Annotated in this window: 11 protein-coding genes; 6 read left to right on the forward strand and 5 right to left on the reverse strand. The window is 69.9% G+C overall.

Annotated features, from left to right (window positions below; genetic code table 11):
- Window positions 1–80 precede the first annotated feature (80 nt).
- Together lptB and VSO01S_RS24705 are read left to right on the forward strand one after the other, a co-directional pair.
- Complete coding sequence (gene lptB, locus VSO01S_RS24700) at window positions 81–872, forward strand: LPS export ABC transporter ATP-binding protein (RefSeq protein WP_068645435.1); 792 nt, start codon at window positions 81–83, stop codon at window positions 870–872.
- 22 nt (window positions 873–894) lie between these two features.
- On the forward strand, window positions 895–2484 hold the full coding sequence (locus VSO01S_RS24705) for an RNA polymerase factor sigma-54 (protein ID WP_068645428.1): 1590 nt from the start codon (window positions 895–897) through the stop codon (window positions 2482–2484).
- Between the two features lie 135 nt (window positions 2485–2619).
- Here the strand turns inward: VSO01S_RS24705 and VSO01S_RS24710 are convergent, their stop codons facing one another.
- Window positions 2620–4446 (reverse strand): hybrid sensor histidine kinase/response regulator, encoded by a 1827-nt coding sequence (locus VSO01S_RS24710; protein ID WP_068645429.1) that lies wholly within the window; start codon window positions 4444–4446, stop codon window positions 2620–2622.
- A gap of 40 nt (window positions 4447–4486) precedes the next feature.
- Here VSO01S_RS24710 and VSO01S_RS24715 point away from each other — a divergent pair, with 40 nt between their 5' ends.
- Both VSO01S_RS24715 and VSO01S_RS24720 read left to right on the forward strand, forming a co-directional pair.
- Entirely contained in the window at window positions 4487–5749 is a 1263-nt protein-coding gene (locus VSO01S_RS24715) for a THUMP domain-containing class I SAM-dependent RNA methyltransferase (RefSeq protein WP_068645436.1), read from the forward strand.
- On the forward strand, window positions 5746–6174 hold the full coding sequence (locus VSO01S_RS24720) for a putative toxin-antitoxin system toxin component, PIN family (protein WP_068645430.1): 429 nt from the start codon (window positions 5746–5748) through the stop codon (window positions 6172–6174). The genes VSO01S_RS24715 and VSO01S_RS24720 overlap by 4 nt, the downstream gene beginning before the upstream one ends.
- Before the next feature lie 11 nt (window positions 6175–6185).
- Here the strand turns inward: VSO01S_RS24720 and VSO01S_RS24725 are convergent, their stop codons facing one another.
- On the reverse strand, window positions 6186–6614 hold the full coding sequence (locus VSO01S_RS24725; RefSeq protein ID WP_153305422.1) for an FHA domain-containing protein: 429 nt from the start codon (window positions 6612–6614) through the stop codon (window positions 6186–6188).
- Window positions 6615–6717: 103 nt separating this feature from the next.
- A complete protein-coding gene (locus tag VSO01S_RS24730; protein ID WP_068645432.1) occupies window positions 6718–7647 on the reverse strand; it encodes a BUD32 family EKC/KEOPS complex subunit in 930 nt (309 codons plus the stop codon).
- 129 nt (window positions 7648–7776) lie between these two features.
- Here VSO01S_RS24730 and VSO01S_RS24735 point away from each other — a divergent pair, with 129 nt between their 5' ends.
- Window positions 7777–8559, forward strand: a complete 783-nt coding sequence (locus VSO01S_RS24735; protein ID WP_068645433.1) for a YecA/YgfB family protein — start codon at window positions 7777–7779, stop codon at window positions 8557–8559.
- Window positions 8560–8673: 114 nt separating this feature from the next.
- Complete coding sequence (locus VSO01S_RS24740; protein ID WP_068645434.1) at window positions 8674–9084, forward strand: YciI family protein; 411 nt, start codon at window positions 8674–8676, stop codon at window positions 9082–9084.
- Here VSO01S_RS24740 and VSO01S_RS24745 read toward each other — a convergent pair.
- Window positions 9074–9412 carry a GNAT family N-acetyltransferase gene (locus VSO01S_RS24745; protein WP_153305423.1) on the reverse strand — a complete coding sequence of 113 codons (339 nt, stop codon included), beginning with the start codon at window positions 9410–9412 and terminating at the stop codon, window positions 9074–9076. The two genes, VSO01S_RS24740 and VSO01S_RS24745, sit on opposite strands and share 11 nt — an antisense overlap.
- A partial coding sequence (locus VSO01S_RS26915) for a CinA family protein (protein ID WP_174544768.1) occupies window positions 9409–9585 on the reverse strand: 177 nt, incomplete at its 5' end. The genes VSO01S_RS26915 and VSO01S_RS24745, both read right to left, overlap by 4 nt.

Consider the following 9585-nt stretch of genomic DNA (forward strand, 5'->3'; position numbering starts at 1 on the left):
ACGCCCGCACCGGGCAAGGGCCTGCGCCCCAGCACGACCCTGGGCGGCAGCGGGGGCAGCAAGTGATCGACCGCGCCGGAATCGACATCGACGACGCGGGCGGCAACGGCCGCAACGGGGGCAGCCGCCTGCAGGCGCGGGGCCTGAAGAAGAACTACGGCAGCCGCACGGTGGTCAAGGACGTCTCGCTGGACGTTCAAAAGGGTGAAGTGGTGGGTTTGCTGGGCCCCAACGGCGCCGGCAAGACCACCTCGTTCTACATGATCGTGGGCCTGGTGCGTGCCGACGACGGGCAGATCAGCATCGACGGCGAGCCCATCGAGCACATGCCCATCCACCGCCGTGCGCGCATGGGCCTGAGCTACCTGCCGCAGGAAGCCTCGATCTTCCGCAAGCTCAACGTGGCGGACAACGTGCGCGCCGTGCTCGAGCTGCAGCGCGAGCCCGACGACAAGGGCGTGCTGCAGCCGCTGTCCAAGGCGCGCATCGAGGAGCGGCTGGACGAACTGCTGGCCGACCTGCGGGTCGAGCACCTGCGCGATTCGCCCTCGCTGGCGCTCTCGGGCGGCGAGCGCCGCCGGGTGGAAATCGCCCGCGCCCTGGCCACGCAGCCGCGCTTCATCCTGCTGGACGAGCCCTTCGCCGGCATCGACCCGATCGCCGTCATCGAGATCCAGCGGATCATCAGCTTCCTGAAGGAGCGCGGCATCGGCGTGCTCATCACCGACCACAACGTGCGCGAGACGCTGGGCATCTGCGACCACGCCTACATCATCAGCGACGGCCATGTGCTGGCGCAGGGCACGCCCACCGAGATCGTCGACAACGCCGACGTGCGCCGGGTCTACCTGGGCGAGCACTTCCGCATGTAAGGGCCTGGCGAGCACGGTCATCATGAAGCAAGGTCTGTCGCTGCGGGTTTCGCAGCATCTGGCGCTCACGCCGCAGCTGCAGCAGTCGATCCGGCTGCTTCAGCTGTCCACGCTGGAGCTGTCGCAGGAAGTCGAGCAGATGCTCGACGAGAACCCCTTCCTGGAGCGCAGCGCGGACGAGGCGCCGCGCGAGGAATTCGGCCTGGAGAGCGAGGACGCCGCCGGCGCGCGCGACGTGCGCGACGAGGAGGCGGCCGGCCTGGCGCTGATGAACGGCGCGGACGGCGTGAGCACCATCGCTTCGCAGGACGTGGAGGTCACCGCTGCCGATGCGCCGCCCGAATCGGCCGATGCCGAACCGGACTGGGAAGGCGACGGCACCATCGACCTGGCGCCCGACGACAGCGAATGGGGCGGCGACGCGCCCCCGCGCACCAACAACATCGACGACGACGAGCGCTCCGATGCCACCGAACTGGCACGCAGCCAGGAGTCGCTGCAGGACTTCCTGCATCGGCAGGCGCTGGGCCTGCGCCTGTCCGACGTGGACAGCGCCGCGCTGCGCTTCCTGATCGAGTCGCTCAACGAAGACGGCTACCTGGAAGATTCGCTGCCCGCGCTGGCCTCGGGCCTGGCGGGCGACGACAACGACCAGTTCGACGAGCTGGTGCACCGCTTCCAGATGGCGCTGGGCCTGCTGCAGAGCCTGGAGCCGGCCGGCGTGGGCGCCCGCGACCTGGGCGAATGCCTGGCGATCCAGCTGCGCGCCCTGGCGAGCGAGGACGAGGACGAAGAAGAGGCCGAGGTCCGCAAGACCGCGCTGGCCATCTGCAAGCAGCCGCTGAACCTGCTGGCCCGGCGCGACTTCAAGCGCCTGGCCACGCTCACCCGCAGCAGCGAAGAGAAGGTGCGCGCCGCCATGCAGCTCATCGCCCGGCTCGAACCCAAGCCGGGCCGCCGCTTCGTGAACGTGGAGCGCAACGTGGTGGTGCCCGACGTGATCGTCACCCGCACCGGCAGCGGCGCCAACGTCAAGTTCCGGGTGCAGCTCAACCCCGACGTGATGCCGCGCCTGCGCGTGCACGACATCTACGCCGGCGCGCTGAAGGCGCACAAGGGCGAGGGCAGCCAGGCGCTGAGTCAGCGCCTGCAGGAGGCGCGCTGGTTCATCAAGAACATCCAGCAGCGCTTCGACACCATCCTGCGCGTGTCCAACGCCATCGTGGAGCGGCAGAAGAGCTTCTTCGTGCACGGCGAGCTCGCCATGCGCCCGCTGGTGCTGCGCGAAATCGCGGACGAGCTGGGCCTGCACGAATCCACCATCAGCCGCGTGACCACCGCCAAGTACATGGCCACGCCCTTCGGCACGGTGGAGCTCAAGTACTTCTTCGGCTCGGCCCTGGGCACCGAGACCGGCGGCAACGCCTCGAGCACCGCGGTGCGCGCGCTCATCAAGCAGTTCGTGGGCAGCGAGGACATGAAGAAGCCGCTGTCGGACAGCCAGCTGTCGGACATGCTCAAGGAGCAGGGCATCGAATGCGCCCGCCGCACCGTCGCCAAGTACCGCGAGGCGCTGCGCATCGCGCCGGCGAATTTGCGCAAGGCGCTTTGAGGCGGATGGCCGCCATGCACAGCGCAACTGGCAGCTGAAGCGCTGCGGATATGTCGCTGGCGAGAACATGTCGGGAAAACGTGTTCGATTTTTCCGGTTTTGGCGACATGTCCATTATGTGAGCACATACAAACTTTAAGCAGACGCCGCGGCCAGCACCGCCCGCAGCGCCCCCGGCTGCACCGGCTTGCGCAGCGCATGCCAGCCGCGTTCGCGGGCCAGGGCGCTGGTGGCCTCGTCGATATCGGCCGAAACGAGCGCAATGGCCAGGCCCGGCTTCCAGTGCTGCAATTGCCTGGCCAGGGCCACGCCGTCCGTCCTGCCGGGCAGGCGGATGTCGCACAGCGCCACGTCCACGCCGTGCAGGTCGGTGCCGTTCATCATCAACTCGTCCGCGCTGCCGTAGACGCGCGGATGCGCGCTCCATTGGCGCAACAGCGCCGCCAGGCCTTCGGCCACCACGGCGTTGTCTTCCACCACCAGCACCGACAGGCCGGGCCGCAGCTTGGCCGGCGCCGGTTCCGTCACGACCGCGCGCGGCGGTGCGGAAGATGATGAAGCGCCCGGCGGCAAGGCATCGGCCGGCGCCGCCGCCAGCTCGAAGGAGAACACCGAGCCGCGCCCGGGCTGCGAGCGCAGCGCCACCTGCGTGCCCAGCCGCTGGGCCAGGCGCCGCACGATCGACAGGCCCAGCCCGTGGCCGCGCCGCAGGTTGCGCTCCAGGTTGCCGATCTGCTGGAAATCCTCGAACACCCGCGCCTGGTCCTCGGCCGCGATGCCGATGCCGTTGTCGCGCACCTCGATGCGCCAGCGCCCGCCGCGCCGCCGGCAGGCCACCAGCACCCGGCCGCCGAAGGGCGCAGAGAACTTGAGCGCGTTGTCCACCAGGTTGCCGACCATGCGGCGCAGCGCCACCGGGTCGACCTGCGCCACGGCCTGCGCAGGGCAGCGCACCATCACCCGCTGCCCCTCGCCGCCCGGCCGCGCGAATTCGCCCAGCAGCGATGCCAGCGCCACCGGGCTGGGCGTGAGCGGGTCGGCCGCGGCCTCGATGCGGCCGATTTCCAGCAGCTGCTGCGTCAGCCCTTCCAGCGCAGCCTGCGCGCGCGCCAGCGCAGCGAGGGTGACCTGCAGTCGCGCCGGGCCCGCGCCTTCATGGAGTTGCTGGCGCAGCACCTCCGCCTGCAGGCCGATGGCCATCACCGGCTGGCGCAGGTCGTGGTTGGCAGCGGAGAAAAAGCGCAGCCGCTCGGCCTGCGCCTGCTGCGCCGCCTGCAGGCCGGCCAGGGCCTGGGCGCGCAGCGTGCTCTCGTTGCGCCGCTGGCCGATGGAGTCCTCGAGCTTGCGCGAGCGCTCGGCCACCAGCTTCCACATCAGCACCAGCAGCGCCGCGCCCAGGGCCGCGAGGCCCTTCATGGGCGGCGCGCCGAAGAACAGGCCCATCACGATGATCGGCACCAGCAGCAGCCCGATGCCCATCTGCATGGTCCGGGCGACGTAGGACACCGAAAACACCGACGACAGCGTCATCCCCAGCATCACCATGCCCAGCAGCAGCTGCGCCACCGGATCGGTGGGATGGAACAGCAGCACCCCCGCCAGCCCGTGCGCGCCTTCGTGGACGCCGATGCGCAGCGCATGGCCGCGCAGCTCGGCCGGCAGCTGCGCCGGCGGCAGCGGCTCGGGCAGCACCTGCTTGAAGAAGGCGCGCCAGCTGGTGGTGACAGCGATCAGTGCGATCCACAGGGCCGCCATTGCCGCGGAGTACTGCCAGGCAAAGAGCGCGGCGACGCCGCAGTCGAGCAAAAACTGGAAGGCCAGCATCGCAGCGCTGGGCTGGGTGCTCAGGCGCAGCAGTTCGCCTTGAATGGCCGCGCGGTCCGCTTCGGGCGAGGAAGCAGCGGTGGCCGCGGGTGCGTGCCCGCCGGCCTTGGCGGGCTCTGATGAAAGCGAAAGGCTCATCGGCAATCGACTATAGAGGAGGCGGGCGACAATCGGCATGATGAATTCGCTGCAATTGTTCCTGCCCTGCGCCGCCGGCGTCGAAGACCTGCTGGCCCAGGAAGTGCACCGCCTCACCGGCCTGGCGGGCGACGACCTGATGGTGGCGCGCGCCGGGGTCTTCGCCCGGGCCAGCTGGCGCGACGCCATGCAGCTGAACCTGCATGGGCGCCTGGCCCAGCGGGTGCTGGTGCAGCTCTCGCACACGCCCTACCGCAGCGAAAACGACCTGTACCAGGCGGCCAGCGCGGTGGCCTGGGAAAACTGGTTCACCCCGCGCCAGACCTTCAAGATCGAGACCACCGCCCAGCACAGCCCGCTGACCAGCCTGAACTTCGCCACCCTGCGCATCAAGGACGCGATTGCCGACCGCTTTCGCGCCAAGGCCGGCGGGGTGCGGCCCAGCATCGAGACGCAGTGGCCCGACGTGCGCGTGTTCGCGCACCTGTCCACCGACCAGCTGACGCTGTACATCGACACCAGCGGCGAGCCCCTGTTCAAGCGCGGCTGGCGCACCGACAAGGGCGACGCGCCGCTGAAGGAGACGCTGGCCGCCGCCATGCTTGCTGCCAGCGGCTGGTGGAACCCCGAGACCGGCGAGGTGTCGCAGGAGCCCCTGTACGACCCCTGCTGCGGCAGCGGCACCATCCCCATCGAGGCCGCGCAGATCGCCAGCGGCATGCCGGCCGGCGGCCAGCGCCGCTTCGGCTTCGAGAAGCTCGCGCCGTTCCAGGCCCATGTGTGGCAGGGCCTGAAGCAGGCGGCGCAAGAGCAGGCCCGGCGCGATCCGGTGCCTGTGTTCGGCTCCGACGTTTCGCACCGCATGGTCGACTTCGCGCAGCGCAATGCGGAGCGTGCCGGCGTCGCCGACATGGTGCAGCTGCGCGGCGGCGATGCCTTGCAGCGCATGCCGCCGGCCGAAGCGGGCGTGATCGTGCTCAACCCGCCCTATGGGGAGCGCATCGAGGTGGGCGGGGTGGCGCGCGCGGGTGCGCGCACGCGCGGCCCCGCGGCCCATGGCGCAGGCGGTGGCCGCGAGGCGGCCCAGACCGAGGGCGGCGGCGAATTCTTCGAGCAGCTGTCTTCTCATTGGAAGAAGAACTACGCCGGCTGGACGGCCTGGGTGCTCACGCCCGACATGAAGCTGCCTTCGAAGATGCGCCTGAAGGAATCGCGCCGCGTGCCGATGTGGAACGGCCCCATCGAATGCCGGCTGTTCCGCTTCGAGCTCAAGGCCGGCACCTTCCGGCCGCGCGAGGCATGACGACAGCGGCCCTGGTCGTCCTGGACACCAACCTGGCGCTGGACCTGCTGGTGTTCGACGACCCGGCCTGCGAGCCGCTGCGCGCCGCCCTGGCGCGCAGCGAGCTGCGCTGGATCGCCACCGCGGCCATGCGCGACGAACTGGCGCGCGTGCTGGGCTATCCCCTGATCGTGGCGCGCCTGGCCCGCATGGCGCGCAGCGCGCAGCAGGTGCTGGCCGCCTTCGACGCTCAGGCGCAGGCCATGCCCGCTGCGCCGGCGGCCACATGCCGCTGCGACGATCCGGACGACCAGGTCTTCATCGACCTGGCGGTGGCGCACGGCGCGCGCCTGCTCAGCAAGGACCGCGCCGTGCTGGTGATGCACCAGCACCTGGCCGGGCTGGGCGTGGTGGTCTCGGCGCGCTACGAGATCGGCGCGGGCTGAATCGGCCGGCCTCAATGGCGATGGCGCTGCAGCAGCTGCGCCTGCGGCTCGTCGCGCTCGGTGTCGTAGTCCCAGTCGTCCCACGCGCTGGAGGAGGTCTGCAGGTTGGGCGCCGTGAGCAGGCGCAGCGCCTCGTCCTCGCTCAGCACCTCGTCCAGGGCCACGTAGCGCATCTCGACCGTGCCGATCTCGATCGAGTCGCCGTGCGCGAGCTGGTGGCGGTCGATCAGCTCGCCGTTGACGAGGGTGCCGTTGAGGCTGTGCAGGTCGACGATGAAGGCCTTGGGCCCGTCGACTTCGATCAGTGCGTGCTCCCGGCTGGCGCGCTTGGAGTCGAGCACGACGTCGCTGCCGGGGCTGCGGCCGAGCGAGACGGTGGGCGGTGCGAGCGGAATCTGGCGGATCCGTCCGGTCGCATCCATGAGAAGCAATTTGGACATGGTGATGGCCTCCCTGCACACCCACGTGCGGTGGGCAGAGGCGGCATCTTCCTTGCGGCAGTGCCGCAATTCAATCCACCATATTGGGTAAGCACCCGGTGATTTAGTAACGAGTTGGTGCAGCGAAGATCTGGCCGTTCAGGCTGTACCAGCGCGCCAGCAGGCTGGCGGCGGCGCGCACGCGCTGGGTGTCGCGGCCCCAGCGCCGGCTCTTGGGCAGGCGCCGCAGCCAGCGCATGTGGCGCGCGGCCTGCAGCAGCCGTTCGCGCACGGCGTCGCTGGCGTCGGCCAGCACCGCATGCCAGTGGGCGCCGGCCTGCTGCGGCGCCGCAGCATGCAGCAGCATGGCGGTGGAATGCAGGTAGCTGAGCCAGTCGCGCGTCTGGCACTCGTCCAGGCCCAGGGTCTCGCCCGGGTCGTCCTCGAAGTCGATGTAGCCGATCACGCCGTCGGGGCACACCACCAGGTTGCGGTCGAAGGCCTGGCTCAGGTAGCAGCCCTGGGCATGCACGAAGGCGATGGCGTCCAGCCCTTCGCGCCATGCCGCCACCAGCGCGGCCGGGCCCGCGGCGGCGGCCTGTTCCAGGCGCTCGAGCAGCACCACGGTGTTGCGCCCGCTCTCGCCCAGGTCGGAGATCAGGAGGCCGTCGCTTTGCTGCGCCAGCACCTGCGGCACCCGCAGGCCGGCCTCGGCCAATTGGCGTAGGCGCCGCGCCTCGATGGCAATGGCCGCTTCGCCGCCCGGGTTGGGCACCGGCTTGAGGACTTCGAGCCGGAACAGCGCGGCCAGCAGCGCCATCGCCCGGTAGCGCGCCATGCCGTGGCGCGGACCGGCCTTCTTGAGCCAGACGCGCTCGTCGCCCAGGCGGTGGCTGGCCACCGGCTTGTCCTGTTGCGGCAGCGTGACTTGCAGGAAGCCGGCGTAGTCGACGGGGCCGGGCAGGGGCGCCTCGCCTTCAAGCGGGGCCGGGGCGGAAGCCACGCCTTTGCGCGATTGCAGGCGCGCGGCGCCCGGACGGGAAGTAACGGTCATACGCGCGGGAAGCCGGCGCAAAGCGGGCTGCGCATGGGGCGCAGGGAGCGTCGAAAAATATGGAATCGGATGGTCACGGTGCAGGGCCTCGCCCTGCTGCATCATAGAGGGCTTAGCCAGTGCATCCCGATGACAACGACCTCACCCGCTCCTTCTTCCCCCGATTCCAACCTTCTCGGCCCCGAGGATTTCGACGCCCTCGACGCCGAACTCGACGCCATGCGCGAGCATGACGAAGAGGTGCCGCAGTGGGAATTCTGCGAGGGCTTCATGGCCGCCCTGGTGTGCACGCGCCGCGAGGTGCCGCCCACCGAGTACTGGCCCGTGCTGTTCAACGATTTCGCGCCGGCGCAGCACATGGAGTTCGTCTGGCGCTGGAAGCGCCGCTGGGCCGAGATCGAGCACAGCCTGGACGCCAAGGTGGAGTCGCTCGACGACGAGCACTGCTATCAGCCCGAGGTGCTCGACACCCGCGGCGCCATTGCCGCGCTGCCGCCCGAGGAGCGGGCCGACCTGCCCGGCGAGGCCGTTCCTTCGTACGCCCAGGTCTGGGCGCTGGGCTTCATGTATGCCGTGGAGAACTGGCCCGCCGACTGGGCCGCGCCGCGCGACAAGGACGCGGCCGACATGCTCGACGCCGCCCTCGAGGACATCGTGGCCCTCACCGAGGACGACACCGGCACGCCGGCGTTCTCGATGTATGCGGAAGACGGCCCGCCCACGGTGAGCCAGCAGCGCCTGGACGACCTGGGCGCCGCCATCTGGGCGGTGTACGACCTGCGTCAGCTCTGGCGCAGCCTGGGGCCCAGGGTGGAAACCATCCGCAAGGAAGCCACGCCGGGGCGCAACGACCCGTGCCCCTGCGGCAGCGGCAAGAAATACAAGAAGTGCCACGGGGCCGGCACGGCCTGAGCAAGACGTGCAATAAAAAAATCGGCCCGGCCTGTCGATTTCGCGCCGGGTCGTTCGACGTGGGTACAGGACGCGCGAAATCTGCGCGTCCTTTCAACCAGAAAGGATGACCCCATGCGATTCATGATGCTGATGATCCCCAAGGGCTACGAGAGCGCCGCGCCCGGCACCCTGCCCAGTGCCGAGGCCGTGGCCGCGATGAGCCGCTACAACGAATCCCTGCAGAAGGCCGGCGTGCTGCTGGCCCTGGACGGGCTGCACCCGCCGTCGATGGGCGCGCGGGTGAGCTTTGCCGGCGGCAAGCCCAAGGTCACCGACGGCCCCTTCAGCGAGGCCAAGGAAGTGCTGGGCGGCTATTGGATGATCCAGGTCAAGTCCAGGGACGAGGCCATTGCCTGGGCCTCGCGCTGCCCCGCCGGCGAGAACGAGGTGATCGAGGTGCGCCAGGTGCAGGAGATGGACGACTTCCCGCCCGACGTGCAGGAAGCCTTGCGCCCGTCAGCCGGCGGAGCCGCTAGATCTTGAAGGCCCGCTGCACGTCGGGCCGCACCAGGTCGGCGTACTGCTCGCGGTGCTTGCGGATGTAGCCGGCGATGAACTGGCACACCGGAATCACCTGCTTGCCGCGCTGCCGGGCCTCGGCCAGCACATGCTTGGCCAGGGCCGAGCCCACGCCCTGGCCCTCGAAGGCTTCGATCACCTCGGTGTGGGTGAACATCAGCGCCTCGCTCAGCACGTTGTATTCCACATAGCCGGCCAGCACGCCGTTCTTCGTGGCTTCGAAGCGGTGCTGCTCGGGCTTTTCCTGGATGACCAGCGGGGCGTTGGTGATGCTGCTGTCGTTGTTGCTCATTGCGACGGGTTCCTGATGAAGTGGACGAGGGACTGCAGGGCGTAGTGCACGGTGGCGGCGCGCACTGCGGCGCGGTCGCCGTCGAAGCGGCGGCGCTCGGTGCGCACCTGGCCGCCGACCGACCAGCCGAACCACACGGTGCCCACGGGCTTGTCGGCGCTGCCGCCGCCGGG

It is taken from the genome of Variovorax soli NBRC 106424 (assembly GCF_001591385.1).
In the GTDB taxonomy this organism is placed as follows: domain Bacteria; phylum Pseudomonadota; class Gammaproteobacteria; order Burkholderiales; family Burkholderiaceae_C; genus Variovorax; species Variovorax soli.

What these genes read in the sequence shown, in the direction of transcription:
- VSO01S_RS24710 (WP_068645429.1), bottom strand. Translation starts at nt 4,446, where the DNA reads ATGAGCCTTTCGCTTTCATCAGAGCCCGCCAAGGCCGGCGGGCACGCA.
- VSO01S_RS24720 (WP_068645430.1), top strand. Translation starts at nt 5,746, where the DNA reads ATGACGACAGCGGCCCTGGTCGTCCTGGACACCAACCTGGCGCTGGAC.
- VSO01S_RS24735 (WP_068645433.1), top strand. Translation starts at nt 7,777, where the DNA reads ATGACAACGACCTCACCCGCTCCTTCTTCCCCCGATTCCAACCTTCTC.
- VSO01S_RS24740 (WP_068645434.1), top strand. Translation starts at nt 8,674, where the DNA reads ATGCGATTCATGATGCTGATGATCCCCAAGGGCTACGAGAGCGCCGCG.
- VSO01S_RS24705 (WP_068645428.1), top strand. Translation starts at nt 895, where the DNA reads ATGAAGCAAGGTCTGTCGCTGCGGGTTTCGCAGCATCTGGCGCTCACG.
- VSO01S_RS24715 (WP_068645436.1), top strand. Translation starts at nt 4,487, where the DNA reads ATGAATTCGCTGCAATTGTTCCTGCCCTGCGCCGCCGGCGTCGAAGAC.
- VSO01S_RS24745 (WP_153305423.1), bottom strand. Translation starts at nt 9,412, where the DNA reads ATGAGCAACAACGACAGCAGCATCACCAACGCCCCGCTGGTCATCCAG.
- VSO01S_RS24725 (WP_153305422.1), bottom strand. Translation starts at nt 6,614, where the DNA reads ATGTCCAAATTGCTTCTCATGGATGCGACCGGACGGATCCGCCAGATT.
- VSO01S_RS24730 (WP_068645432.1), bottom strand. Translation starts at nt 7,647, where the DNA reads ATGACCGTTACTTCCCGTCCGGGCGCCGCGCGCCTGCAATCGCGCAAA.